Origin of the sequence: Streptomyces sp. NPDC052236, assembly GCF_044548015.1 — a bacterium.
Classification (GTDB): domain Bacteria; phylum Actinomycetota; class Actinomycetes; order Streptomycetales; family Streptomycetaceae; genus Streptomyces.
Genome location: NZ_JBIUBL010000014.1, coordinates 11,587 through 36,641, shown reverse-complemented (window position 1 = coordinate 36,641; position 25,055 = coordinate 11,587). Strand labels below are relative to the sequence as shown.

The following is a 25,055-nucleotide window of genomic DNA, read 5'->3' as shown; positions in this document are numbered from 1 at the left end:
TCAGCACCCGTCGATGGTCGACCGGTGCTCCACATACTCGATGACCGTGCCGTCGGCATGGCGGGCGGTGAACCCGGCGCCGGTCGGAACCGAGTGAAGCGGATCAAGTATCTCCGCACCCTCGGCAGTCAGCCGGGCGAGGTATGTCTCGGCCGAGTCGACCAACAGCGTGCCAGTCGTACCCCGGAACGACTCCAGGGTCTCCTCCGTGCCCTCGATGAGGAGAAAGCCGCCTACGGCCGCGAGCGCCAGCTGCTTCGCCGGATACGTGAACCACATGTCGCGCTTCGTATCGAGCAGCCCTTCATAGAAGGTCGTGACGGACTCCAAGGTGCCGGGTCCGGTGAAGACCCGGATGAAGGCGCGCGGCTCGGCCAGGCCGGAGGAGTCGTTGCTGCGCCGCCAGACGACGGCGGTAGGGGTGCTGGGAGTACTGGGGGTGCTGAGGGCATCGCTGGTATGGCTCATGTGGACAGCTTCGCGGCCCGCCGCGTGCCCAGCCAGACAGGTATTTGTACGGTGAGCCAGAGTCATAGGCTGAGTTCATGGCGGCAGCGGTGGACGAGACGGCACAGACGGTCCTCCGACGTGAATTGGGCAGCTTTCTGCGAGCCCACCGCGAGCGCCTGACCCCCAGCGACGTCGGGCTGCCCAGCACTCCCCGGAGGCGCACCTCAGGACTGCGCCGCGAGGAAGTGGCGGCCCTGTCCGGAGTCTCGGTGGCCTGGTACACCTGGGTTGAACAGGGACGCGTGGACACCTCACGGCAGGTCCTGGACGCCGTGGCCCGCGCACTGCGGATGGACAGCACGGCCCGTCGGCATGCGCTGGCCCTCGCCGGATTTGTCACGGAGCCGCCGGAAGCGGGTACGGACGTCTCCTTCGACCCCGCCTTCCGTACGATGCTGGACAGCTGGCCGGACAGCCCGGCACTGCTGCTGGACTCCACGCTGGACATCCTCGCGTGGAACACGGCATACACAGCGGTGTGGCCCGACCCGACCGCCCTGCCGCCGGAGCGGCGCAATCTGCTGATGCTGCTGATTGGCGACGCCCGCCATCAGCGCCTGCTGCCTGACTGGCAACCGGTGTTCATGGATCTGTACCGGCACTTCCGCACCCGCGCCGACCAGCAGCCTCCAGCCGCCAGGAGCCGGCAGCTGACGGCCCGCATGCGCACCGAGCGGCCGGACCTGGAGGCGTGGTGGGCGTGCCGCTCGGTCGGCGACTTCACATCCCGCACCATCGAACTCCTACCGCAGGCGGGCCCGCCGCGCACCTACAGCATGACGCTGCTGCTCACTTCGGAGCCCCAGGGCGGGGCAGTCCTGGTGCAGACGCCGACCTGACCGGGCGTCCCAGGCGTCCCATGAGAGACCGTGCGATTGCGGGTGAGCCGACATCAGCTTAGCGTTCAGGTGCTCGGAGAATCCGACATGTGGGACATAAGTCACCATATCGGCTTCTCGTTGATGTCATTGTGCGGAGGATTCATGTCGATAATGACTGGGACGCAACCCCAGCAGCAGCTCGGCCAGCAGCAGGGCATGGGCCAGCCCCAGATCGCCCAGACGGTTCAGCAGGCGATTCAGCAGGCCTGTCAGCAAACGGCCCAAGAGGTCGCGCAGCGAGTGCAGCAGACACTCCAGCAGCTCCAGCAGATCCAGGCGCAGCTCCAGCAGCAGGGCCTCGCCCAGCACGCGCACCCGTACCTGGCTGTCGCGCTGCACCGGTCGCTGCACAGCGGTATCCGGCAGGCGGTGGAGCAGTCCGTGCAGCAGGCGCTGCCGACCGCGATCGTGGCGCTGGTTCAGCAGAGCCAGCAGGGCCAGGGTCAGGGCCAAGGCCAGCAGGGCATGGGTCAGCAGGGCCAGGGCCAGGGCCAGCCGGGTATGGCTCAGCAGGGCATGGGCCAGCAGTGGGGCGGTGGCTTCGGCCAGCAGCCTTACCAGCCCTACCAGCAGTTCCAGCAGCCCAGTTACGGCTTTGGTCAGATGGGGCAGCAGCCGTTCAACATCGGCTGACGCCTAGTCACGGTGCGGTGTGCCCGGAAGGAATGGTTCCGGGCACACCGCACCACCGTGGAGCGCGGCCCGCCCGGTCGCTGGATCAGAAGCAGAGGAACGACGTAGGCGTGGTGAAGGTGGACGTGATGGTCAAGAACAGGCCGGAAAACGGCACTGCCAGCGGGTCCGAGGGTGCGGCGGCGAGTGGACCCGGGCGTGCGCGCCGGGAAGAGGAGCCGTCCGAGAAAGGCGCCCGGCAAGCACACTCGGTGCGGTCGCGCCGGGAGCGGTATCTGGTGACGCCGCTGCCTCAGCATCTGCTCCCGCCCGGGGTGGCTGCGCTCAGCATGGACGCCGTGTGTGACCGGCTGAACCGGATGCCAGAAGTCAAGGTGACCCGTAGACTCCGGCCGTCGGAGAAGCTCGACTCGGCCGGGCTGTACCCCTCCTGCCCGGAAATCGCGGTGGTCGAGGCGGCCGGGGACCAGGTGCCGGCGATGCGGTCGGTACTCGTCCACGTGGAGCCGGACCTGCCGTTGGGCGGAACCGGCCCGGTCCCTTCGCCCGCCCTGGGGGGCCTGCCGCTGAGCGATCCGGGGCTGGTCGCGCCGCTGGAACACGCGGTGGAGATCTCGTTGCGTGTCTGCGGCCCGGAGGACGAACCGCTGGCCGGGGCCGGGGTGTTCCTGATCGGGTCGTCATGGCCGATCCAGGGCATCACCGGCGCCGACGGGACAGCCACCGTCGTACTCGCGACGGAGACCCCACAGTCCATCCAGGCCCTGTACGTCCGGCCCGCGGGCGGCTATGTGGACCGCTGGATCATCCGCCCGGATCTGTCGGTGACTCAGGAGAACCTGGTCACTCTCACGCCACTGGCCAAGGTGTACCCGGGACTTGACGAGCGGCAGCAGTACGGCTGGGGCCAGCAGGCCATGCGGCTGGACCGGCTGCCGCCCACGTTCCGCGCTTTCGGGATCAAGATCGCGGTCATCGGTTCGGGCATCGCCGCCGAGCACAGCGACCTGAAGGACCAGGTGCGTTCCGGGGTGGACATCGTCGGCGGTACGGAACGGGGCTGGGCCCACGACATGGTGGGCACCGGCACCCACGCGGCGGGCATCATCGCCGGGGCGGACACCGGCACGGGCGTCATCGGCATCGCCGTCGACGCCCAGATCGAGGCCTGCCAGGTGCTGCCCGGCGGCTCCTTCAGCGACCTGATCGCGGCTCTCGACCACTGCATCGAACACGAGGTCGACATCGTCCACATCGGCGTGGCCACCCCGTACTCTTCGGCGCTGGTCTCCCGCAAACTGGCCGATGCCACCGCGGCAGGGATCGCCTGCATCGCCCCGGCGGGTGACACCGCCGGCCCGGTCGCCTTCCCGGGCTCGCTGCCCACCGTGTTCACCGTCGGCGCGCTGGGAGCCTTCGGCTCCTATCCTCCGGACACATCCCAAGCCACCCACGGGGGCACGCCCTTGACCCCGGAAGGGCTGTTCGCCGCGCGATTCTCCTGCTACGGCCCGGAGGTCAACGCGGTCGCTCCCGGTGTGGCGGTGCTGTCCAGCTCACCGCACGGCGGATACACGGCATTGGACGGCACCAGCACCGCCTCGGCCCACATCGCCGGTCTGGCTGCCCTCGTTCTCGCCCACCACGAGGATTTCCGCAGCGAGCTGTCGCCACGCGGACCCGGCCGGGTGCAGCACTTGTTCGAGATCATCGCCGCCAGCTGCCGCCAACTGGCTTTCCCGGGCACCTTGGAGGCGTCCCGTACGGGACGCGGCCTGCCCGACGCCCTCGTCGCCCTCGGCCTGGCTCCCGGAGTGCAGCTCGCTCCGACCCTGTCGCCCTACGCTCACTCCATGGTCGGGTAAGGGCTCGTTCGCGCGGTAGGAGAGCCGAGCGGCGCCCTGTCCTGAGGGACCGGGGCGCCGCTCGGCTTCAACGCTGAGGTCGTCAACAGGGTTCAGCTACCGGCCACGGAGGACATGCGGCCGCGGGTGGCTGCGGCAGCGTAGTACCAGCTCGCAGTGGCAAGGAGCCCGAAACGTCCGGCGAGCAGGCTGCCACAGAGTCCGCCGACTCCCATGGCGGCGAGCATCCATCCGTAGAAGCCGGCGACCTCGGCGAACCGCGTGGTTGCCAGGACCAGGAGCCGAGCATCATGCGCCCGAGCGCGAGCATCGCCGCGCGGGTCACCGCCGGTTCGGTGACCCGCGCGGCAGGCGTTCCCCGTATCGCCCGGCAGGGACTCCAGCAGGCCGCCGACCCGCGCGCCCACGACGGTCAGCCGCGCGGCCCCGTCGTACCGCCTCCGCTCGATGAGCCGACGGTCTGGTAGATGGCCATCTTCCCGGACTCCACCGCCGCCCTGGCCGTACCCAGCGCCGCCCGCAGCAGGTCCAGGCGGTGGGGGCCTACGGGGGTCTGCGCCGCTGTGAGCATGGCCGCCGCTGCCTCCACCGCGTGGCGGGCGGTCCACCACATCGCGATCCGCTCCCGGTCGGACCGTTCACTCAGTGTCCGCAGCAGCCTGACGGCTGCGGACAGGCGGGCCTGCGCGGCGGCGACCGGCAAGGGCCCCGGCTGCCGTCTGCATCCGGCGAGGAATTCTCGTAGCTCCTCCGCGAGTTCGACGGTCCGCGTGAACTCGACGTACCGGACATCAACCAGCGGTGCGAGGTCGTGCAGCAGCGTGGACTCCATCGGGCAGCCGCGGTGGACGGCGAAGAAGACCGGTATCCGTGGGCCTGCGTGCACGTTGTAGGCGATCTCGTACGCCCCCGACTCGCTGGGGGCGGTCCGTATCACGAGCATGGCGTGCGCGCTGTCCAGCATCCGCAGCCGCCGGTCACGGAAGGCGCCGGGATTGCTGGGGTCGTCGGACGGCTGCAGCACCGCGACCGGACCGCCCGCGATGCCCGGGGCGCACACCAGGTCCACCACCGACCGGATCGTCTCACCGTGCTCGGGACCGGAACCGGTCGTTGATTGCCCGACGAAAAGCCGCAGGGCGCCGGGCCCATCGGAAATCCCGGATCCGGGGGAAGCCTGGGAATGCGGAGTCGGAGTCGGAGTCGGAACCTCGGTATCGCTGACCACACGGCCTCCAGGGCCTGCTGACGCCCCCACCGCCCACGAGCATAAACGTGCCTCGAACTGAGCGCCCCACGAGCGCCGCATACCGGTATGCGGCGATATGCGGTGGAGCTGAGCTGCTCTTATGGTGAACCCCATGACCGACGTGACTGGAATACGTCCTTCCACGCCTCTCATGGGCGTGGAGGAGGAATACTTTCTCGTCGACCCCCTCACTCGCGAAGTCGTCCCGTACGCGGTCGACGTGGTGAAGAAGGCCGCGGAGGACCTGGGCGATCTGGTGTCCCAGGAACTGGGCCAGTACCAGGTGGAGGCGCAGACTCCGCCGTGCGGGGAATTCGATGACTTGTACGGTGAGTTGCGGCGCATACGGGCGCGAGTCGCGACCGCTGCCGAGGCGTTGGGAGCCCGTACGGCCGCGGTCGGCGCGCCCCCGCTCGGCAACGCGACTCCGATGCCCGTCAGCGACGGCCCCCGTTGCCTGAACCAGGTACAGGGCTACCGGGGTCTGGTGCACGAACACGTCATCTGCGCGACCCATGTGCACGTGTGCGTCCCGGACCGGGAACGCGCCGTACTCGTGAGCAATCATCTGCGGCCCTGGATTCCACTCCTGGTCGCACTGTCGGCGAATTCGCCATTCTTCTCCGGCCGGGACACCGGTTACGCCAGCTGGCGCCGCCTGATGTGGCAACGGTGGCCGATTTCCGGGCCCCCGCCGTACTTCTCCTCTCCCGCGGAGTACGACCGTCTCGTCGTGGCGCTGTTGGAGAGCGGAACACTATTGGACCAACGGATGCTCTTCTGGGATGTCCGGCCCTCGTCCCGCTATCCGACCATTGAGGTCCGTGCGGCCGACATTCCCATGACGGCCGAGGAGAGCGCCCTGCTCGCTGTGCTGGTGCGGGCGCTGACCATCACCGCTCTGCGGGCCGTCGACCGTGGTGACCCGGGTCCCGACCTGCCCGCGGAACTGCTCCGGGCGGCGTGCTGGCGAGCGGCGCGCGACGGTCTGCGCGGAGAAGGGATGGATCCGCGCACCGGGCGGCTGACGGCGGCCGGCAGCCAAGTCGCCTCGCTGCTGGGCCACATCGGCCCCGCTCTGGAGGAGACCGGGGACCGGCAGACGGTCGACTCACTGCTTCGGCGGCTGACGGCTACGGGCACCGGCGCCGACCGGCAGCGCGCCGTCTACGCGCGCCGAGGTTCGCTCACCGATGTCGTGGACGCCGTGGTGGCACAGACACGGGACGGTGAGCTGGGCTGATCCAGGGGCCGGACCGACGTACGTACCAGAGCTGACCCACCCAAGAGGAAACAACGTGATCATCTGCGGCATGAAACTCACCCACGACGGCGCGGTGGCGCTGCTCGACGGCAGCGATCTTGTCTTCAGCGTCGAGATCGAGAAGATCGACAACAATCCCCGGTACAGCGAAGTGACCGACTTCGCGACGGTCGAGCGGATCCTCAGAGACTTCGACTACAAGATCGACGACGTCGACCGGTGGGTCGTCGACGGCTGGGACGGCCAGGAGACCGGGCAGACCACGCTGCACAACGCCGACGGGCCCGAAGTCCTCACCCTGGCCCCCTATCGGGAGAACAGCGCGATCACCAATCTGCTCCAGCCCGGCGTACGTGGGGAGTTCACCGTCAGGGAGCGCAGGATCGCGTACGACAGCTATGTCCACGTGGCCGGTCATCTGGCGAGCGCCTACTGCACGAGTCCGTTCGCCCGGGCGGGTGAGGAGTCGTTCGTTCTCGTCTGGGACGGCGGTTGCTTCCCCCGCCTGTACTTCGTGGACCCGCGCGCCGCGGACCCGCAGGACGGCGTGCAGAACGGCGGTGAGCTGTTCCCGCTGATCGGCCACGCCTATGCGATGGGCGCCCACCACTTCGGCCCGTACCGCCGCGAGTACGAGTCGGACGCCTGCGACGACCTGTCCGTGGCCGGAAAGCTGATGGCGTACATCGCCCTCGGCCATCCGAAGGACGACGTCATCGAGGTGCTGAGACAGGAATTCCACCGGCACTTCGAGGCCCCCACTCCCGAAGTCGCGCACTATCGCGAGACGATTGGCGGCTGGGGCAGCCACGCGGAGCCGTCGCACTCCTTCGTACACCGCTTCTACCGTGCTGTACGGGGCCGGCTGGAGGGGGCGGGTTTCCGTGACGAGGACGTACTGGCGTCGATCCACCAGTTCCTGGAGGACATGCTCGTCGAGCGTGTCACGGCGAAGGTGCGCCAGTGGAAGGGGGATGGGCCCTGGAACCTGTGCTTCGTCGGCGGCTGCGCGCTGAACATCAAGTGGAACAGCGCCCTGCGCGCCCATCCGCTCTTCCGGGACGTGTGGGTACCACCGTTCCCCAACGACTCCGGCGCCGCCATCGGCACCGCGGTGGCCCACCTGATCGCCTCGGAAGGCATCGGCCCGATCACCTGGCATCCGCGCCTGGGCCCTGCCGTCCAGCCGTCGGACCCGCTCCCCGGCTGGACGGCCGCGCCCTGCTCGCCGCAGGAGCTGGCGCGGGTCCTTCATGAGACGGGCCGGCCCGTCGTCGTCGTGCACGACCGCGCGGAGCTCGGCCCGCGCGCCCTGGGCAGGCGCAGCATCCTCGCCGCGCCGGTCGATGCGGCGATGAAGGATCTGCTCAACGAGGTGAAGGGCCGCGAGCCGTTCCGCCCCGTCGCCCCGATCTGCCTCACCGAACACGCGCCACAGATCTTCGCTCCGGGCACCCCCGACCCACTGATGCTCTTCGACCACCGGGTCCGCCCGGAATGGGCGGAGCGCATCCCCGCCGTCATCCACCTCGACGGCACGGCGCGCCTGCAGACGGTCGGCCGGGAGGACGATCCGACCCTCGAAGCGGTCCTGCGCGAGTACCACCGCTTGAGCGGCATCCCGGTGCTCTGCAACACGAGCGCGAACTTCAACGGCCGGGGCTTCTTCCCCGACGTCGCCTCGGCGATGCGGTGGGGCCGGATCGGCCGGGTGTGGAGCGACGGACTGCTCTACGAACGGCAGGACGGGTAGCCGGGCAGACGCAGGCGTCAGCGCCGAACCTGTGCTGATCGGAGCGCACCGCAAGCCCCAGGGCGTATTGCTGTACGTCGAGGCCAAGCCGGATGACGGATCCGTACGCCATGCCCAGCGGTGTGCTGCGCAAATAAGAGGTCGCGCAGATAGGCGGCCGCCGGGGCCGGGCGCGGCCTCCTTGATGTCGTACGCCAGCTTCAGCGCCTTCTCCAGCTCGGGCCGGGTCTGCGGCGGCGAGTGCGGCGAGGATCACAGCCCGTGCGGGGCATCGAAGAGGGCGGTCAGGAACCCGATCCTGTCACTCCTGACGCCGCCCTCGAAAGCCCGGTGTCTGCTTCGGTAGATTCCATGAGGCGATCGTGACACGTGGTCGTCGTCCCTGTTTCCGAGACGGGCAAGGTCAGTCCCGCGCCGGATCACTGGCCGACGTGAACCACCCGGGGTGCATCAGAGGCAGCAGGCGCGAGGCTCGACCAGAGCACCGACCGCTCAGCCGCCAGGTGAAGCGCTCAGTCACAAGCCATGAAGATCACGATCTACAGCTGGAGTACTAAGCAGGCGCTACACCCCGTTGGTGTTGAGCGTGGAGTTTGGCAATAGCCCGAAGTTGTCGCCGCTCGTACGCGGTGGCCGGTCGTACGTTGCCCCAACGTGATCGCCACGAAAAGCCGCTCGGGCGGGTCAGGCAGATCAACGGCCCCTGGAAATCGGCGACCGTCGCGGGCAGATCGTAAAACCGGTCATAGACCACGCTGCCGACCTTGAACCCGTGCGGGTTCATGTTCACGACCACCTCACACCACCCACCGAGTGCGGGAGTTCGCCTCAGCCACAGCCGGTCTGAGCGCATCGGACAGCGGCACCCGCACGAGATGCTCCGGCTCCGACTCCCACTCCTTGCCGCCATTGAGCGGCCGGAGCTGATAACGCGGCCCAACGTGGTCCATCACACGGCCCACTCGACCCGTACTGGAATCCCTGACCGTCTCACCCACAGCGGGCACATAAGCAGACTCCGGACCGCTCATCCCGCCACCCGCCTCAGCCCGGCCTCAACCGCCTTGAGAAGGTCCACCGTCGGCTCGGCATAACCGGTTCGCGGCACCCAGTCCGGAGCGAATCGCCAGAACCCGCCGGCCTCTATCAGCGGCGCAAGTTCATCCACGTCGCTAACCGGTGCGGGGGTCGTAGTCAGTTCTGCCATGGTCGCCATGCCCTTCGCTCTGTCGCGTGCTCTCCGTAACTTCGCCACTCACACCTTCGACCCCAACCGCTATGCTCAATAGGGTTTTCCAGACCGACCTGGGGTTTGGTCAGCCATGCATATGCCAAGCCGCTCCGACCAGCAGCGATACAGCGGGATCGACACATGACCAGTAGCACGGTCAAAGGGGGGATCCAATGTCCTTAGAACAAAATTCCGAGGACCCTATGAGTCCACGTCAGCTCTTCTCTGAGGAGCTGAAGACAGCCAGACACCTCTACTCAACTGATTTCGGAAGTAGGCCCCTGAGCCAGACCGAGCTGGCCAAGAAGGCTCGAACGTCGAAAAGCACAATCAGCCGTCTTGAGAACAGCGACGGCCCTATTCCGCCCGAACTGCCACCGCTTTTCGATCAGATCTTCACAACGGATGGCCTCTTCAAACGGCTCTATGAAGAGGCCATCACCACCGGTTCTTTCCCTGACCGCTTCCGGCGAAGGATGGCTCTTGAGCGGGGTGCCATCACGGTGTGGGAGTGGTCGCCCACGGTCGTGCCGGGGCTCTTTCAGACGGGTGGCTACGCCCGCGCCCTACTCGGGGCGGGGAAGCCGCGAGCAAGCGAACGAGAGATCGCCGCCGAGGTGGGGTCCCGGCTGACGCGGCAGGATATCCTCAGGGCGGCCGCTCCGCCTGATGTGCGCGTTGTCCTGTGTGAGTCGGTGATCCGGAGGAAGATCGCACCGGCAAACGTGATGCGGGACCAGCTTGCCGCGCTCTTGGCCCATGCGGAGCACCGGACCACCCGGATTCAAGTGCTCCCGCTGGACGCACCGCCACACCTGCTGATCGACTGGCCGGTGTCCTTCCTGACAGGGCCGAACCACCAGACAGCAGTGTGCGTTGAAAATTACCGTACTGCCGAGATCATCGAAGATCCGGAGCATGTTCGGAGAGCTGCACGTGCCTACGAGGACCTTGCGGCAGAGGCCTTGTCGGCAGGGCTCAGTGCTGACTTCATCCGAGACCACATGGAGAGCCTGTGAGCACCACCCCGCCCCGTCAGTGGTTCAAGTCCAGTTACAGCAGCCCAGAGGGTGGAAACTGCCTTGAGTGGGCTCCCGCCATCGCTGCTGCTTCAGGGCGTGTCCCCGTGCGGGACAGCAAGAACCCCACCGGGCCCATGCTCATGCTGGCCCCCCACGCGTGGGCAGAACTGCTGGACTTCGCCCGAAACTCCGACGTGCAACCGTAGTTGGATTCGGAAGCGAGCCTCACCACCCCGAGAAAGAAATAGCGGGGACCGGGGCCGCGAGCACCCCGTTCACTCACCCCCCGCACGCCCCAGCGGCCGACCGCACCGCAAGTTCCAGCGGCCGGCCCGGCCCGTGAGTTCCGTCAGGGTCAGGGGCGCGACGTCCAGTCGCCAGAACACCTCCACCGGGAGCCCCAGCGCGCGCACCATCGACGCGCGGATCACCGCCGGTTCGGTGACCGTCAGCAGGCTTTCCGTATCGCCCGGCAGGGACTCCAGCCAGCCGCCGACCCGCGCGCACAGTGCCGTAAGCGACTCGCCTCCGTGCGGGGCGGCCGACGGATCGGTCAGCCAGGCCGACACCGCCTCGGGTTCGCTCTCGCTGACCTCCGTCAGGCGGCGCCCGCGCCAGCGGCCCATGTCCCAGTCGCCGAGCGCCGGTTCGGGCTCCGCCCGCAGGCCCAGGCCCAGCCCCAGCGCCTCGGCCGTCTCGCGGCAGCGGAGCGACGGGGCGCTCACGCAGCGCGCGGCAGGAGACAGGGTGTTGGCCGCCGCCCGGGCCTGGCGGGCTCCCGTCGCGTCCAGCGGGCCGTCACCCTCGAATCGCGCCTCGCGCAGCGCCGCGTTCATCGCTGGTGAGACCAGCATCACCCGCACTGTCATCGGCCTCCATGCGCCGTAGCGTTGTCGTCCGCCAGGCGGTACCGTCGCGTGGACATGACGACGGTGTGACGGAAGTCCGGTGAGAATCCGGCACGGTCGCGCCACTGTGAACCCGTACCTGTGCGGGAAGTCAGACCCAGCACTGTCGTCTCAGGCACCACGATCGGGACGCGTGTTCCCCCAGGAGGTTCTGCCATGGCCCAGTCTGCTGCGCCCGCCACCGCCGCACCCGCCATCACCCCCATTTCGCTGAAGGCTATCGCCCCTTGGGCGGTTTTCGTCGGCGTTGTGATGCTCGTCCTGCTCTACTTCGTCGGCGCCGAACAGGGCGCCACCTCCCTCATCTCCGGTGAGGGCGTGCACGAGTGGGTCCACGACGGGCGTCACCTGCTCGGCTTCCCCTGCCACTGAGAAGCAGAACGCAGAATCAGGGGAACCCTCACTCATGAACTCCATTTCCGTCAGAGCTCTGCTCATCCGCGGCATGCTCGCCGGTCTGGCGGCCGGGGCCGTGGCCCTGGTCGTCGCCTATTTCCTCGGCGAGTCCTCCGTGGACGCCGCCATCGCGTACGAGGAAGGGCACAGCCATGAGCACGGCGGCGAGGAACTCGTCAGCCGTGCCATGCAGTCCACGGGCGGGCTCGCCACAGGTGTGCTCGTCTTCGGGGTGGCGATCGGCGGCTTCGCCGCCCTCGCCTTCTGTGTCGCGCTCGGCCGCATCGGCCGGTTCGGGCCGCGCGCCACGGCCGCCCTGGTCTCCCTCGGCGCGCTCCTCGCGGGGTACGTCGTGCCGTATCTCAAATACCCGCCCAATCCGCCGGCCGTCGGTGACCCGGACACGATCGGCCAACGCACGGCGCTGTACTTCCTGATGGTGGTGCTCAGCGTCCTGCTCGCGGTCGCCGCCGTGATCCTCGGGAAGCGCCTGGCCCCCAGGCTGGGCAACTGGAACGCGACCGTCGCCGCCTCGGCGGCGTTCATCGCCGCCGCCGGGCTCGCGTACGCCTTCCTGCCCTCGTTCAACGAGGTGCCGCAGGGCTTCCCGGGCGCGGTGCTCTGGGAATTCCGGCTGGCCACGCTCGCGATTCAGGTGACGCTGTGGACCAGCTTCGGGCTGGTCTTCGGCCACCTCGCGGAGCGGCTCCTCACGCCACGTACGTCGCACGTGGACGCCGACCCCTCGCGGGCAACCGTCGCCGCGAACTGACCACGACTGAAGAGCTGGAGCCCACGGCGGGCTCCAGCCTTCAGGAGGAGAGCGACAACGCCGCGGGCAGCCTCACCTCGAAGCGGCAGCCGCCGATCACATTGTGTACGTCGGCCCGCCCGGCGTGCGCCTCGACGATGCCGCGGACGATCGCGAGGCCGAGACCCGCGCCCCCCGGGGGCGTACGCGCCTGGGTGCCACGCCAGCCGGTGTCGAAGACACGCGGCAGGTCATCCTCCGGGATACCGCCGCAGCCGTCGGTGACGGAGAGGACCACCCACTCCTCGCGCCGTTCCGCGGCGACGGCGACCGTGCCGTCCGCCGGAGTCCGACGGATCGCGTTGACCAGCAGGTTCGCCAGGACGCGAGTCATCTCCTTGCCGTCCACATCGACCGGCACCGCGTCGACGACGCCACCCACCAGACGTACGCCGTGTTCACGGGCGAGCGGGTCCACGCCCGCGAGCGCCTCGCCGATCAGGTCGTACACCGACATCCGGGTGGGGCTCAGGGCCAGCGTGCCCGCGTGGATGCGGGAGAGCTCGAAGAGGTCGCCGACCATGGAGTTGAGCCGGTCGACCTCGGTGCTGATCTGGCGGTAGTAGCGCCGCGGGTCCTGCACGACACCGTCCTCCAGCGCTTCCGACATGGCGCGCAGCCCGGCCAGCGGAGTGCGCAGATCGTGGGAGATCCAGGCGACAAGCTCGCGACGGGAGGTCTCCAGGGCGCGTTCACGCTCCCGGGAGGCGGCGAGCCGGTCGCTCGTGGCGGCGAGCTCCCGGCTCAGTGAGGCGAGCTCCGCGGTGGAGGCTCCGCCGGGCGCGGCGAACTCGCCGCCGTCGCCGAACGAGCGCGCCGCCAGGGTGAGATCCCGGCTGCGCGCGACGACCCAGCGGCCCAGCAGCAGCGCGGTGGCGAGCGAGACGACCGCCGCCATCGCGACGACCATGGTGACGACCTTGAGGTCGTGCGGGGAGAGGAACATCGCCTGGGCGACCGCGAGCGTCCCGGCGAGCATCGCGGTGACCGTGACGGCGGCGACGACCGTGAGGGAGACCGCGACGGAGCGGTGGCGCAGCAGGCGCAGCACCACGGCTCCCGCCAGGCCCGCGGCGCCGGCGCCGAGGAAGGAGAAGAGAGCTATGAGAAGCATGTCGCGCACAGTGATCAGGCCTCTTTCCGGGGCAGGTCCGCGGTCAGGTCCGCGATCGGGTGCGCTGTCGCGTCCGCGGTCGGGTACGCGTCGAAGCGGTAGCCCACGCCCCACACCGTCTGGATCAGGCGCGGATTGGCCGGGTCGTCCTCGATCTTGCCGCGCAGTCGCCGTACATGGACCGTGACGGTCGACAGATCACCGAACTCCCAGCCCCACACGTCCTGCATCAGCCGTTCCCGGCCGATCGCCTCCCCCGGGTGGCGCATCAGATGCACGAGCAGGTCGAACTCCCTCAGCGTCAGCCCCAGCTCACGGCCGTCCTTGGTGGCCCGGCGGGCGGCCGGATCCAGGGTGATGCCCGCCGCCGCGAGGCCGGGGCCCGCGCCACGCTCCTGCGGCGTGCCGCCCCGGCGTCGCAGTACGGACTCGACCCGCAGCACCAGCTCACGCGGGCTGAAGGGCTTGGTCACATAGTCGTCGGCCCCGATCTCCAGACCCAGGATCCGGTCGTCCTCGTCGCCGCGCGCGGTCAGCATGATCACTGGTACGGAGCTGAGCACCCCGGCGCGAAGCCTGCGGCACACCTCCAGGCCGTCCATGCCCGGCAGCATCAGATCGAGAACGACCAGATCCGGGTGGCGGTCGGCGGCGAGGCGCAGCGCCTGCGGGCCGTCGGCCGCCCGGTACACGGTGAAGCCCGCGCGTTCGAGATAGCCGGTGACGACCTCGGCGACGGTCGGATCGTCGTCGACGACCAAAATCTTGTGCATACCGCCAGTGTCCACGTACACGGGCACACGGCACGGCCCGGGCCGCCTTACAGATTCATGACACCTCAGGCCGTGTACCTGACGGTGATCTTGTCCGGGGACTGGCCCGCCGCGCCGCGGCACTGGGCCGCCGAGCCCTGCGCGTGGCTGCCGAGCTTGCTCACGACGGCGGACAGGCACGTGCGGAGCGCCCGCTGACCGTACGCGTTGAGGTGGAGGAGCTCCTGCTCCTCGGTGGCGGGCAGCGTGTTCTTCGTACGGGGGAGATAGCGGGCCCACTCCGCCTTCGCGGCTGTCGGCTCGAAGACGCCGCCCTTGGGCGCGTAGTCCGTCTGGAGCGCGCCCTTGGCGCAGACCTCATGCCCGTCGAGCAGGTGCGTGAGATCCACGAAGTCGGCGCCGGCCTTGCGCGCGGCCTGCTTGAGCCCGAGGGTGACGGCCGGGCCCACCTCCTGGCTGAGCCACCGCAGGTCCTTGTTGTAGAGGGGGCATCCGTAGGTGCTCCAGCGGTCCCAGCTGTTCTCGTCGTGCTGGGGGGTGGTGGCGGGCTCGCCGGACGCCAGGGGCATCGGATACGACTGGAGGATGACGCGCGGGGGCGTCCCGCTGTCGCGGAAGACGTCCTGGACCTTCCGTACGAGCTTGAACACCCGGTCGCCGACCGCCTCGACGGAGTCGTTGAGCGGCCGGGTCAGCGCCGTGTCGGTCGAGCAGTACTTACTGTGCTTCCATGCCTCGGCGCAGGCCTTCATGGTCTGCGTGTACTTGACGTCGTTGCCGCCGACGGAGATGACGACGACCTTGATGCTGCCCTTCTTGGCGAGTGCCTTGAGCCGTTGCAGCTGGGGTGTCTCCTCCTTGAACTGTCCGCTCAGCACGTCCTGGGTCGTCGCGCCGGAGCAGGCCAGGTTGTGCAGCGCCAGGGGTGCGTCCTTGGAGTCGACGGCGATCCCGGCGAGGTCCGAGCGGTGGCAGCCGGGGCTCTTGCCGTCGCTGAGCAGATCGCGCGGGGTGTAGATCTGGTCCGCGGTACTTCCCGTGGTCCGCACCCGGTCGGTCCTGTCCCGCAGCTCCTTGGGGATGCCGCCATTGTTCTTGAGGCCGGTGGCGTTCCCCGCCCACCGGGCTCCCTCACCGGCGATGAAGCCGTCGCCGAGGGTCACCACCCCGAACTCGGGTTCCTTTGGCGCGGCGGCTGCCGTGGCTTGGACAGGGAGGGCGGTGAGCGCGCAGAGCACCGCGGCGGTGCGGAGCCGGGAGGAGGGTCTGAGGAGAAGGGGCATGGTCGTGTGTCCTTCCGATGTGCCCCCCTCGCGTATATGTGATCTATGGGTCTGGGGCGCGTAGCCATTCCTGCCGGGCACAGAGATCACTCGTACGGACACGACGTCCGATTCGTACAAGACCACGCGTCCCGGCCCCGCCTACCGTGAGGGCATGACTCCACGACTCGACGCGATCGGCCTCGTCGCCTCCGACATGGCCGCTTCTCTCGCCTTCTACCGCCGCCTCGGCCTGGACATCCCCGCCGACGCGGACTCCGCGCCCCACGTCGAGGCGACGCTCCCCAGCGGGCTGCGCGTCCTGTGGGATTCGGAGGAGACCATCCGCTCCTTCGACCCGACCTGGACCCCGCCCACCGGCGGCGAACGCATGGGCCTGGCCTTCGTCTGCGACAGCCCCGCCGAGGTCGACTCGCTCTACGCCGAGCTGATCGAGGCCGGACACCGCGGGCATCTCAAGCCGTGGGACGCCTTCTGGGGGCAGCGTTACGCGGTGATCCTCGACCCGGACGGCTGCGGTGTCTCGCTGTTCGCCAACCTCGCCGGCGTCGCCGACACCGCGGATGTCGCCGACGCCGCCACCGCCGAGTAGGCCCGCAGGGTCGTTCCCGCCAGGTCGCGCATCTCGCGGGCCAGGTGCGCCTGGTCCACGCAGCCCGCGCCGACTGCCGCGTCGGCGTACGGCACGCCTCTCCGTACGAGGGTGAGCGCCCGTTGCAGCCGGAGCACCCGGGCCAGCGTCTTGGGCCCGTAGCCGAAGGCGTCCAGCGAGCGGCGGTGCAGTTGCCGGGTGGACAGGCCGACCGCGTCGGCCGCGGCGGTGACCGTCGCGCCCGACTCCAGGCGGCGTACCAGCTCGCCCAGCAGCGGATCCGGCGGCCGGGTGCGCGCCGCCTGGCGCAGGGCCACGGCCTCCAGCTCGGCGACCGGGTCCGCGGCGGCGGCGAGCCGTTCCGCGAGCCGGCGCGCCTCGGCCCCGCCCCACAGGTCGGCGAGCCCGACCCGCCGGTCGCGCAGCTCGTGCGCCGGTACGCCGAGGAACGCGGGCGCGGTCCCGGGCGCGAAGCGCACTCCGGCGTAGGCGCGCCGGTCGCCCGTGGGCGTGTAGGCGTGGGTGTCGGGGCCGGCCACGAAGAGTTGGCCCGCTCCCCACAGGAGGTCCATGCAGCCGTCAGGGAGTACGGGGTAGACGGGGCCCGGCTGGGGAGTGCGCGTCCAGACGACGGCGCCTGCGAGTCGCGACGGCCGTTCCTCGTACATGTGGCCCAGGATAAAGGCCCTTGTCGGGGGCTCTGCCCCCGAACCCCCGCGCCTCAATCGCCGACGGGGCTTGGGTTGCCGGGCAATTCAAGCCCGTCCGGCGATTGAGGACACGGCCGAAGGCCGTACGGGGTCTGGGGCGGAGCCCCAGTTCGGGATGGGGGTACGCCCCCTCGGCCCAAAGGGCCTGGGGGGACCCCACCCACGCCGCTAGGCGTAGGGGGAGGGCGGGTAGGGGACAGCCCGCCGCAGGCGGGGCCGCTAACCCGCCGGAGGCGACCCGTCTCCCCGGGCCTCCCGCTCGCGCCCCGTATGCAGCCGCGACTTCACATCGTCCGGCGGCAGGAACCGCGACCACCGCTCGGGGAACTCCGAGGGCATGTCCGCGTCCCCGTCCTCGTCCTCGCTCTCGCCCTCCTCGTAGATCCGCCGCGCCTCCGCCCGCGCCAGCAGCTCCGCCGCGTTGACCGCGCGCAGGCGCTCGTTCGCCGCGCGCGCCGCCGCCGTGGCGACCGACGGCCAGACGCGGTCGATCGCGGCGTTGACCGCCGCGCCCACCAGGACCGCGAAGGCGGAGATGCCGATCCACAGCAGGACGGCGATGGGGGCGGCGAGGGAGCCGTAGATCGTGGGGCCCTCGACGGTGCTCGTGAGGTAGATACGGAGCAGGAAGCTGCCCAGCACCCACATCCCCAGCGCCATCAGCGCGCCGGGGACGTCCTCTATCCAGGGAGAGCGCACCGGGACGGACACGTGGTAGAGCGTGGTGAGGAAGATGATCGAGAGCAGGCTCACCAATGGCCAGTACAGGACGGAGACGACTTCCGTGCCCCACGGCATCAGCTCCACCACCCTGTCCGGGCCGACCACCGCGAGCGGCAGTACCACCGCTCCAATCAGCAGGGCCACGAGGTAGAGCAGGAAGGCCAGCAGCCGGGTGGCGACAATGCCGCGCTGCCCGTCGAGGCCGTACATCACGGTGATCGTGTCGATGAAGACATTCACCGCCCGCGAGCCCGACCAGAGCGCGATGGCGAAGCCGAGGGAGATGGCGTCCGGCCTGCCGCCCTGGGTGACGTCCTCCAGCAGCGGCTTGGCGATCTGGTTGACGCCCCGCTCGGACAGCACCGTGCCGACCGCGCTGAGGATGTTCTCCTCGATCGAGGCGACCGTGGTGGTGTCGGTCCATTCGTCGATGTAGCCGAGGAGACCGATCAGGCTGAGCATCAGCGGCGGCAGCGAGAGCAGCGTGAAGAACGCCGCCTCGGCCGCGAGGCCCAGGATGCGGTATTCGATGCACGTTCTGACGGTGTCTTTAAGCAGCAGCCAGGTCATCTTGCGCTTGGAGACGTTGCGGTAGACGACTCGGGCCCGGTGGAGCCGACCCGATGGCCGCTCGGGTGTTTCATTTGCTGCCTGCACCTCCTTACCGTATCGGCATGGCACCTACCACCCACACAGTGACCAACCAGGCTCCGCCCCTGGTGGGGTACGACGTCTACACCACCGACCGGGCGCTGACGGAGGCGGTCGAACAGCATGTCGACCCCGGGCTGATCGACGGCGTACGCGACGAACTCGCCGAGCTCGGCCGTACCGCCGGATCCGCGCAGGCACAGGAGTGGGGTGCGCAGGCCAACGAGAACCCGCCAAAGCTGCGTACCCACGACCGGTACGGAAACCGCGTCGACGAGGTCGACTTCCATCCGGCCTGGCACCGGCTGCTGGGCAAGGCGGTGTCCGCGGGCCTGACCAACGCCTGGGGCCGGCCGGCCGGCCATGTCCGGCGCGCGGCCGGGTTCCTGGTGTGGACGCAGGTGGAGGCCGGGAACGGCTGCCCGGTGTCGATGACCCATGCGTCGGTGCCCGCGCTGCGTACGGATCCGGCGCTGGCCGCCGAGTGGGAGCCGCGGCTGACCTCGCAGGTGTACGAGGAAGGGCTGCGGCCCGCCTCGGCGAAGGCCGGGGCACTGTTCGGCATGGGGATGACGGAGAAGCAGGGCGGCAGCGATGTGCGGGCCAATACGACCCGGGCCGAGCCGCTCGCCGCCGACGGGGAGTACGTGCTCACCGGGCACAAGTGGTTCTGCTCGGCCCCGATGTCCGACGGCTTTCTGGTCCTGGCCCAGGCGCCGGGAGGACTGACCTGCTTTCTGGTGCCCCGGGTGCTGGAGGACGAGACCCGCAACGTCTTCCGGATCCAACGCCTCAAGGACAAGCTCGGCAACCGGTCCAACGCGTCGAGCGAGGTCGAGTTCGAGGGGACGTGGGCGCGCCGGGTCGGTGAGGAGGGGCGCGGGGTGCGCACCATCCTGGAGATGGTGGCGGCGACCCGGGTCGACTGTGCCGTCGGCTCGGCGGCCCTGATGCGGCAGGCCGTGGCGCAGGCGATCCACCACTGCGCGTACCGCAGCGCGTTCGGCGGGGTGCTCATCGACAAGCCGCTGATGCGCAACGTACTGGCCGATCTCGCGCTGGAGTCGGAGGCCGCGACGGCGCTGGCGCTGCGGCTCGCCGCCGCGTACGACGCGGATACGGAGGAGGAGCGGGCGTTTCTGCGGCTCGCGGTGCCCGCCGCCAAGTACTGGGTGACCAAGCGCTGTACGCCGACGGTGGCGGAGGCCCTGGAGTGCCTGGGCGGCAATGGGTACGTCGAGGAGTCGGGGCTGCCGCGCCTGCTGCGCGAATCGCCGCTCAACTCGATCTGGGAGGGCTCGGGGAACGTACAGGCGCTGGATGTCCTGCGGGCGCTCCAGCGGGAGCCGCTGGCGCTGAACGCCTTCCTCCAGGAGGTCGGCAAGGCGCGTGGCGCCGATCACCGGCTGGACGGGGCGATCAAGGACCTGCTGACCGAACTGGCCGATCTGGACGGCATCGAGGCGCGGGCCCGGCGGCTCGTGGAGCGGATGGCGCTGGTGCTCCAGGGGTCGCTGCTGGTGCGGTGGGCGCCGTCGGAGGTGTCGGACGCGTTCTGCGCTTCGCGCCTCGGCAGGGACTGGGGTACGGCCTTCGGGACGCTGCCGCACACGCTGGATCTGGCGTCGATCGTGGAGCGGGCGCGAGCGGTGGTCTGAGCCGACCCGTCCGATGAGGCAGTCGGGGTGGTGCAGCGCCGACACGGCACCACCCCGAACGCCGTCACCCTCGTACATACGCACGCCTGTCCGCGAGGGTTGCAAAGGGTTGCAACAGGTCGCGAGGGGTCGCGAGGGGTCCCGGCGTTGCGGCACGATGGCAATGGCGTCGCCCAGGAGGACCCAGTGCAGAGCACCCCAGTTGACCTGACCAGGCTCGCCGCCATGGACACCGTGGCCGCCATCCGGCTCCTCCAGGGCGTACGGGAGGCCACCCTCGCCGGACGCCGCCCGCGGGTCGGGCCACGGGCCGACATCGGGGAGTCCTGGCAGCGGATGCTGCGCAGCGGGGTCGACCCCGACCGGCACCGCCCGGCCGGGCTGCTCCCGCGGGAGGAGCTGGAACGCCGCCGGGCCGCCTCGCCGCTGCGCGAGGTGCTGCCCGTCCTGCGCGACGGTCTGGTCTCGATCGCGGACGCGGCGCAGCACATCATGGTCGTCGCGGACGCCGAGGGACGGCTGCTGTGGCGCGAGGGCCAGACAGCGGTGTTGCGCAAGGGCGACGCGCACGGCTTCGTCCTCGGCGCCGACTGGAGCGAGGGCCTGGCCGGCACGAACGGCGTCGGCACTCCCCTGGTCTCCCGGCGGCCGGTCCAGGTGCACGCCGCCGAGCACTTCGTTTCCAGCAACCACAGCTGGACGTGCGCGGGGGCTCCGGTCACCGATCCGCGCGACGGCAGGCTGCTGGGCGTCGTCGATGTCAGCGGGCCGCTGTCCGCCCTGCATCCGGCGATGCTCTCCCTGGTCACCGCGGTCACCCGGCTCGCGGAGGCCGAGCTGCGCAACCGGCATTCGGCGGCGCTGGACGGGCTGCGCGCGGTGGCGGCCCCGCTGCTCGCCCGGCTGAACGGCCGGGCGGTGGCCGTGGACGTCAACGGCTGGCCCGCCGCGGTCATCGGTATGCCGCCCCCGGGGCGGGTGGTGCTGCCGAAGTCGGTCGGCGACAAACCGCTCTGGCTGCCCGCGCTCGGCATGTGCACGATCGAGCCGCTGCCCGGCGGCTGGCTGCTGCGGGCGGCCGAGGAGCCCGCCGCCGCCGCGACGCCGGGCCGGGTGGTGCTGGACCTGAGCAGACCGCGGCGGCCTTCGGTGACCGTCTCGGGGGCGGCGGGCAGCTGGGTGCAGGAGCTGAGCCCGCGCCATGCCGAGCTGCTGTACGCGCTGGCGCTGCACCGGGACGGGCGGAGCGCGGCGCAGCTGGCGCTCCACCTCTTCGACGACCCGACGCGGACCGTGACCGTACGGGCGGAGATGTCGCGGCTGCGGCGGCATCTGGCGCAGATCCTGGCGCACCGCCCGTACCGCTTCGTGGAGGAGCTTGAGGTACAGCTGGTGGAACCGGAACCGGACGTACCGCCGTTTGGCCGGGGCACCCCCTCGTGATTTCCTGGCTCGCATGAGCAACGCCGTGACCACCTGGTTCCTTCAGCAGACCGCGCCGACCGACCTGCGGCCGTCCGACGTGCCGGACGGGGATGTGCGGATCGTCCGCGCCGAGGTGCCTTCGCCCGAGTTCAGCCGCTTTCTGTATACGGCGGTCGGCGGCCACCACCGCTGGAACGAGCGGCTCCCGTGGACGTACGCGCAGTGGGAGCAGCTGCTCGCCCGGCCCGGCACCGAGACCTGGGTGGCGTACGAGAAGGGCACGCCGGCGGGCTTCGTAGAACTTCAGGCGCGGGAGGAGGGGTCCGTCGAGATCGTCAGCTTCGGGCTGCTCCCGGCGTTCCAGGGGCGGCGGATCGGTGGCCATCTCCTCTCCTACGGGACCGCCAGGGCCTGGGACCTGGCCGACCGCTGGCCGGGGCTCGCGCCGACGCAGCGGGTCTGGCTGCACACCTGCTCCCTGGACGGGCCGCACGCCATGGGCAACTACCAGCGGCGCGGCTTCGCGGTCTTCGACACCACCGTGGCCGAGCACCCCGAGGCCGCCGAGCCCGCGCCCGGCTCCTGGCCAGGAGCGCATCCCTGAGCGCATCCCTGAGCGCATCCCTGAGCGCCTCCCTGAGCGCACCCCCGTACCGCGCCCGCTGAGTGACTGAAAACACACCGTCTCGCGATGTGGGACAGTCTCGTCCACATCATGGACAACGGTGGACTGCCCTTGGATCGCCGTGACAGGCTTCCGTCATGTCTAGAGCTGGAATTGCCTTGGTGAGTCGACGCCACGTCGACCTCGGCCGCATGTCCAGCGCCATCTGTCCGGCCTGCTGACAGCCCAGCACAGCCGAGTACGGACAGCACAGACAGCCTCTCCCACGCTCCTCCCCTCCCTCCTGCGCATCGTTGCGCCATCGCGCGCGTATGTGCAGCTCAGAGCCGCCCTCCTGCAGTCTCGAAGGACGTATCGCCATGGCCGCCGCCACTCCGGACAACCCCGCCCCCGCCACGCCCCGCCGCAAGGCCGGACGCCACCGCGGCGAGGGCCAGTGGGCTGTCGGCCACATGACGCCCCTCAACGCCAATGAGCAGGCCAAGAGGGACGACGACGGTCTCAATGTGCGGACACGCATTGAGAATATTTACGCCCACCGCGGCTTCGACTCGATCGACGGAGCCGATCTGCGCGGCCGTATGCGCTGGTGGGGGCTTTACACCCAGCGCAAGCCCGGCATCGACGGCGGCAAGACCGCGATCCTGGAGCCGGAGGAGCTGGACGACAAGTTCTTCATGCTGCGCGTCCGCATCGACGGCGGCCGGCTGACCACCGAGCAGCTGCGGGTCATCGGCGAGATCTCGCAGGAGTTCGCGCGCGGCACCGCCGACATCACCGACCGGCAGAACATCCAGCTGCACTGGATCCGGATCGAGGACGTGCCGGAGATCTGGCGCCGGCTGGAGGACGTCGGCCTGTCCACCACCGAGGCCTGCGGCGACACCCCCCGCGTCATCCTGGGCTCCCCGGTGGCCGGTATCGCCGAGGACGAGATCATCGACGGCACCTCGGCCATTGACGAGATCCACGCGCGCTTCATCGGCACCAAGGAATTCTCCAACCTCCCGCGCAAGTTCAAGACGGCGATCTCCGGCTCCCCGCTGCTGGATGTGGCGCACGAGATCAACGACATCGCCTTCGTCGGCGTCAACCACCCCGAGCACGGCCCCGGCTTCGACCTGTGGGTCGGCGGCGGCCTGTCCACCAACCCCAAGCTCGGGGTGCGGCTGAACGCCTGGGTCCCCCTGGACGAGGTGCCCGAGGTGTGGGCGGGCGTCATCGGGATCTTCCGCGACTACGGCTACCGCCGGCTGCGCACCCGTGCCCGCCTGAAGTTCCTGGTCGCCGACTGGGGCCCGGAGAAGTTCCGCCAGGTGCTGGAGGGCGAGTACCTCAAGCGCGAGCTGGTGGACGGTCCCCCGCCCGAGCAGCCCATGCAGCAGTGGCGTGACCACGTCGGCGTGCACCGGCAGCGGGACGGGCGTTTCTACGTCGGGTTCGCGCCGCGCGTCGGACGGGTGGACGGCGCCACACTCACCAAGATCGCCGAGCTGGCCGGCGCGCACGGCTCGGGACGGCTGCGTACCACCGTCGAGCAGAAGATGATCGTGCTCGATGTTGAGGAGTCCCGGATCGACTCGCTGGTGGAGGGGCTCGAGGCGCTGGACCTGCGGGTCACGCCGTCGCCGTTCCGCCGGGGCACGATGGCCTGCACCGGTATCGAGTTCTGCAAGCTGGCGATCGTGGAGACCAAGGAGCGGGGTTCCACGCTGATCGATGAGCTGGAGCGCCGTATCCCCGACTTCGACCAGCCGATCACCATCAACATCAACGGCTGCCCCAACGCCTGCGCCCGTATCCAGGTCGCGGACATCGGCCTCAAGGGCCAGCTGGTCCTGGACGACGCGGGCAACCAGGTCGAGGGCTACCAGGTGCACCTGGGCGGCGCGCTCGGTCTGGAGCCCGCCTTCGGCCGCAAGGTGCGCGGCCTGAAGGTCACCGCGGCGGAGCTGCCGGACTACGTGGAGCGGGTCCTCAAGCGCTTCCAGGCGGAGCGCGAGGGCGACGAGCGCTTCGCGACGTGGGCGGCGCGCGCGAGCGAGGAGGCACTGGCATGAGCGAGCGAGCTGCCCCCTTCTACTGCCCGTACTGCGGCGACGAGGACCTGCGTCCGAACGAACAGGGTCACGGCGCCTGGGAATGCGGGGCATGCAATCGAGCCTTCCAGTTGAAGTTCCTCGGGTTGCTGACCCGCGGACTTCAGCGCAACGACGGTGGAGGGGACGAGATATGACGGTCAGTCAGGACATCACTCAGAACACCGGTACCAACGCCACCCGGACCGAAGACCTCAAGGAACTCGCCGAGCAGGCCGGACGCGACCTCGAAGAGGCCTCCGCCCTCGACATTCTGAAGTGGGCCGCCGAGACCTTCGGCCCGCGCTTCTGCGTCACCTCCTCGATGGAAGACGCCGTGGTCGCCCACCTCGCCTCCCGCGCGATGCCCGGCGTGGACGTCGTCTTCCTCGACACCGGCTACCACTTCCCCGAGACCATCGGAACCCGGGACGCGGTCGAGGCCGTCATGGACGTCAACCTCATCACGCTCACCCCGCGCCAGTCGGTGGCCGAGCAGGACGCCGAGTACGGCCCCAAGCTGCACGACCGCAACCCCGACCTGTGCTGCGCCCTGCGCAAGGTCAAGCCCCTCGAAGAGGGCCTGACGGCGTACGAGGCATGGGCGACGGGCCTGCGCCGCGACGAGTCCCCGACCCGGGCGAACACCCCGGTCGTCGGCTGGGACGAGAAGCGGCAGAAGGTCAAGATCTCGCCGATCGCCCGCTGGACGCAGGACGACGTGGACGCCTACGTCGCCGAGCACGGCGTCCTGACCAACACGCTGCTGATGGACGGTTACGCCTCCGTGGGCTGCGCCCCCTGCACCCGCCGGGTGCTGGAGGGCGAGGACGCCCGCGCCGGCCGCTGGGCCGGCCGGGGCAAGACCGAATGCGGGCTGCACGGCTGATGACGATTCTG

The 25,055-nt window shown here is 69.8% G+C and carries 26 protein-coding genes; 18 read left to right on the top strand and 8 right to left on the bottom strand.

Translation table 11 applies throughout. The features are described from left to right. Complete coding sequence (locus tag ACIHCQ_RS23075) at positions 1 to 468, bottom strand: VOC family protein (RefSeq protein ID WP_399665321.1); 468 nt, start codon at positions 466 to 468, stop codon at positions 1 to 3. Between the two features lie 77 nt (positions 469 to 545). Between ACIHCQ_RS23075 and ACIHCQ_RS23070 the strand changes: the two genes are divergently transcribed. The 4 genes from ACIHCQ_RS23070 to ACIHCQ_RS23055 all read left to right on the top strand — a co-directional run bounded on the left by ACIHCQ_RS23070 (position 546) and on the right by ACIHCQ_RS23055 (position 4,356). Continuing rightward, a complete protein-coding gene (locus tag ACIHCQ_RS23070; RefSeq protein ID WP_399665318.1) occupies positions 546 to 1,349 on the top strand; it encodes a helix-turn-helix transcriptional regulator in 804 nt (267 codons plus the stop codon). A gap of 144 nt (positions 1,350 to 1,493) precedes the next feature. Further along, positions 1,494 to 2,024, top strand: coding sequence for a hypothetical protein (locus ACIHCQ_RS23065; RefSeq protein ID WP_399665315.1), 531 nt, complete (start codon positions 1,494 to 1,496; stop codon positions 2,022 to 2,024). A 374-nt stretch (positions 2,025 to 2,398) separates the two neighbouring features. Further along, positions 2,399 to 3,889, top strand: coding sequence for a S8 family serine peptidase (locus tag ACIHCQ_RS23060; RefSeq protein ID WP_399665312.1), 1,491 nt, complete (start codon positions 2,399 to 2,401; stop codon positions 3,887 to 3,889). 290 nt (positions 3,890 to 4,179) lie between these two features. Next, positions 4,180 to 4,356 carry a hypothetical protein gene (locus ACIHCQ_RS23055; protein ID WP_399665309.1) on the top strand — a complete coding sequence of 59 codons (177 nt, stop codon included), beginning with the start codon at positions 4,180 to 4,182 and terminating at the stop codon, positions 4,354 to 4,356. Here the strand turns inward: ACIHCQ_RS23055 and ACIHCQ_RS23050 are convergent. Then, positions 4,302 to 4,961, bottom strand: coding sequence for a hypothetical protein (locus ACIHCQ_RS23050; protein WP_399665306.1), 660 nt, complete (start codon positions 4,959 to 4,961; stop codon positions 4,302 to 4,304). The two genes, ACIHCQ_RS23055 and ACIHCQ_RS23050, sit on opposite strands and share 55 nt — an antisense overlap. 289 nt (positions 4,962 to 5,250) lie before the next feature. On the opposite strand from ACIHCQ_RS23050, the gene ACIHCQ_RS23045 reads away from it, so the two are divergent. The 4 genes from ACIHCQ_RS23045 (at position 5,251) to ACIHCQ_RS23030 (ending at position 10,614) form a co-directional block, all read left to right on the top strand. Then, positions 5,251 to 6,381: a glutamate--cysteine ligase gene (locus ACIHCQ_RS23045; RefSeq protein WP_399665303.1), complete on the top strand. Its 1,131-nt coding sequence runs from the start codon at positions 5,251 to 5,253 to the stop codon at positions 6,379 to 6,381. 70 nt (positions 6,382 to 6,451) lie between these two features. Further along, positions 6,452 to 8,155, top strand: coding sequence for a carbamoyltransferase N-terminal domain-containing protein (locus tag ACIHCQ_RS23040; protein WP_399665300.1), 1,704 nt, complete (start codon positions 6,452 to 6,454; stop codon positions 8,153 to 8,155). Between the two features lie 1,434 nt (positions 8,156 to 9,589). Continuing rightward, positions 9,590 to 10,405: a helix-turn-helix domain-containing protein gene (locus ACIHCQ_RS23035; protein WP_399665297.1), complete on the top strand. Its 816-nt coding sequence runs from the start codon at positions 9,590 to 9,592 to the stop codon at positions 10,403 to 10,405. Continuing rightward, positions 10,402 to 10,614 carry a DUF397 domain-containing protein gene (locus tag ACIHCQ_RS23030; protein ID WP_399665294.1) on the top strand — a complete coding sequence of 71 codons (213 nt, stop codon included), beginning with the start codon at positions 10,402 to 10,404 and terminating at the stop codon, positions 10,612 to 10,614. Before ACIHCQ_RS23035 ends, ACIHCQ_RS23030 begins: the two co-directional genes overlap by 4 nt. 69 nt (positions 10,615 to 10,683) lie before the next feature. Here ACIHCQ_RS23030 and ACIHCQ_RS23025 read toward each other — a convergent pair whose 3' ends face one another. Continuing rightward, positions 10,684 to 11,277, bottom strand: coding sequence for a histidine phosphatase family protein (locus tag ACIHCQ_RS23025; protein WP_399665290.1), 594 nt, complete (start codon positions 11,275 to 11,277; stop codon positions 10,684 to 10,686). Positions 11,278 to 11,472: 195 nt separating this feature from the next. On the opposite strand from ACIHCQ_RS23025, the gene ACIHCQ_RS23020 reads away from it, so the two are divergent. Together ACIHCQ_RS23020 and ACIHCQ_RS23015 are read left to right on the top strand one after the other, a co-directional pair. Beyond that, entirely contained in the window at positions 11,473 to 11,688 is a 216-nt protein-coding gene (locus ACIHCQ_RS23020; protein ID WP_399665287.1) for a CbtB-domain containing protein, read from the top strand. Positions 11,689 to 11,722: 34 nt separating this feature from the next. Further along, positions 11,723 to 12,484, top strand: coding sequence for a CbtA family protein (locus ACIHCQ_RS23015; protein WP_399665284.1), 762 nt, complete (start codon positions 11,723 to 11,725; stop codon positions 12,482 to 12,484). Between the two features lie 40 nt (positions 12,485 to 12,524). On the opposite strand, the gene ACIHCQ_RS23010 is transcribed toward ACIHCQ_RS23015, so the two are convergent. The 3 genes from ACIHCQ_RS23010 to ACIHCQ_RS23000 all read right to left on the bottom strand — a co-directional run bounded on the left by ACIHCQ_RS23010 (position 12,525) and on the right by ACIHCQ_RS23000 (position 15,693). Continuing rightward, positions 12,525 to 13,646, bottom strand: coding sequence for a sensor histidine kinase (locus ACIHCQ_RS23010; protein ID WP_399665281.1), 1,122 nt, complete (start codon positions 13,644 to 13,646; stop codon positions 12,525 to 12,527). A gap of 5 nt (positions 13,647 to 13,651) precedes the next feature. Then, entirely contained in the window at positions 13,652 to 14,410 is a 759-nt protein-coding gene (locus tag ACIHCQ_RS23005; RefSeq protein WP_399665278.1) for a response regulator transcription factor, read from the bottom strand. A gap of 65 nt (positions 14,411 to 14,475) precedes the next feature. Further along, entirely contained in the window at positions 14,476 to 15,693 is a 1,218-nt protein-coding gene (locus tag ACIHCQ_RS23000) for a GDSL-type esterase/lipase family protein (RefSeq protein WP_399665275.1), read from the bottom strand. Positions 15,694 to 15,847: 154 nt separating this feature from the next. Here ACIHCQ_RS23000 and ACIHCQ_RS22995 point away from each other — a divergent pair, with 154 nt between their 5' ends. Continuing rightward, positions 15,848 to 16,285, top strand: coding sequence for a VOC family protein (locus ACIHCQ_RS22995; RefSeq protein ID WP_399665272.1), 438 nt, complete (start codon positions 15,848 to 15,850; stop codon positions 16,283 to 16,285). Here ACIHCQ_RS22995 and ACIHCQ_RS22990 read toward each other — a convergent pair. Then, positions 16,180 to 16,953 carry a DUF6597 domain-containing transcriptional factor gene (locus ACIHCQ_RS22990; protein WP_399665269.1) on the bottom strand — a complete coding sequence of 258 codons (774 nt, stop codon included), beginning with the start codon at positions 16,951 to 16,953 and terminating at the stop codon, positions 16,180 to 16,182. The two genes, ACIHCQ_RS22995 and ACIHCQ_RS22990, sit on opposite strands and share 106 nt — an antisense overlap. A 261-nt stretch (positions 16,954 to 17,214) precedes the next feature. Continuing rightward, on the bottom strand, positions 17,215 to 18,375 hold the full coding sequence (locus tag ACIHCQ_RS22985; protein WP_399665266.1) for a YihY/virulence factor BrkB family protein: 1,161 nt from the start codon (positions 18,373 to 18,375) through the stop codon (positions 17,215 to 17,217). A gap of 17 nt (positions 18,376 to 18,392) precedes the next feature. Between ACIHCQ_RS22985 and ACIHCQ_RS22980 the strand changes: the two genes are divergently transcribed. The 7 genes from ACIHCQ_RS22980 (at position 18,393) to ACIHCQ_RS22950 (ending at position 25,044) form a co-directional block, all read left to right on the top strand. After that, entirely contained in the window at positions 18,393 to 20,027 is a 1,635-nt protein-coding gene (locus tag ACIHCQ_RS22980) for an acyl-CoA dehydrogenase family protein (RefSeq protein WP_399665263.1), read from the top strand. A 186-nt stretch (positions 20,028 to 20,213) separates the two neighbouring features. Then, complete coding sequence (locus ACIHCQ_RS22975; protein WP_399665260.1) at positions 20,214 to 21,470, top strand: GAF domain-containing protein; 1,257 nt, start codon at positions 20,214 to 20,216, stop codon at positions 21,468 to 21,470. 13 nt (positions 21,471 to 21,483) lie between these two features. After that, on the top strand, positions 21,484 to 22,056 hold the full coding sequence (locus ACIHCQ_RS22970; RefSeq protein ID WP_399665257.1) for a GNAT family N-acetyltransferase: 573 nt from the start codon (positions 21,484 to 21,486) through the stop codon (positions 22,054 to 22,056). Between the two features lie 158 nt (positions 22,057 to 22,214). Further along, positions 22,215 to 22,298 (top strand): putative leader peptide, encoded by an 84-nt coding sequence (locus ACIHCQ_RS22965; protein WP_323180923.1) that lies wholly within the window; start codon positions 22,215 to 22,217, stop codon positions 22,296 to 22,298. 138 nt (positions 22,299 to 22,436) lie between these two features. Beyond that, a complete protein-coding gene (locus ACIHCQ_RS22960; RefSeq protein WP_399665254.1) occupies positions 22,437 to 24,137 on the top strand; it encodes a nitrite/sulfite reductase in 1,701 nt (566 codons plus the stop codon). Then, positions 24,134 to 24,313: a hypothetical protein gene (locus tag ACIHCQ_RS22955; RefSeq protein WP_307660468.1), complete on the top strand. Its 180-nt coding sequence runs from the start codon at positions 24,134 to 24,136 to the stop codon at positions 24,311 to 24,313. The genes ACIHCQ_RS22960 and ACIHCQ_RS22955 overlap by 4 nt, the downstream gene beginning before the upstream one ends. Further along, positions 24,310 to 25,044 (top strand): phosphoadenylyl-sulfate reductase, encoded by a 735-nt coding sequence (locus ACIHCQ_RS22950; protein ID WP_399665251.1) that lies wholly within the window; start codon positions 24,310 to 24,312, stop codon positions 25,042 to 25,044. The genes ACIHCQ_RS22955 and ACIHCQ_RS22950 overlap by 4 nt, the downstream gene beginning before the upstream one ends. Positions 25,045 to 25,055: the final 11 nt, after the last annotated feature.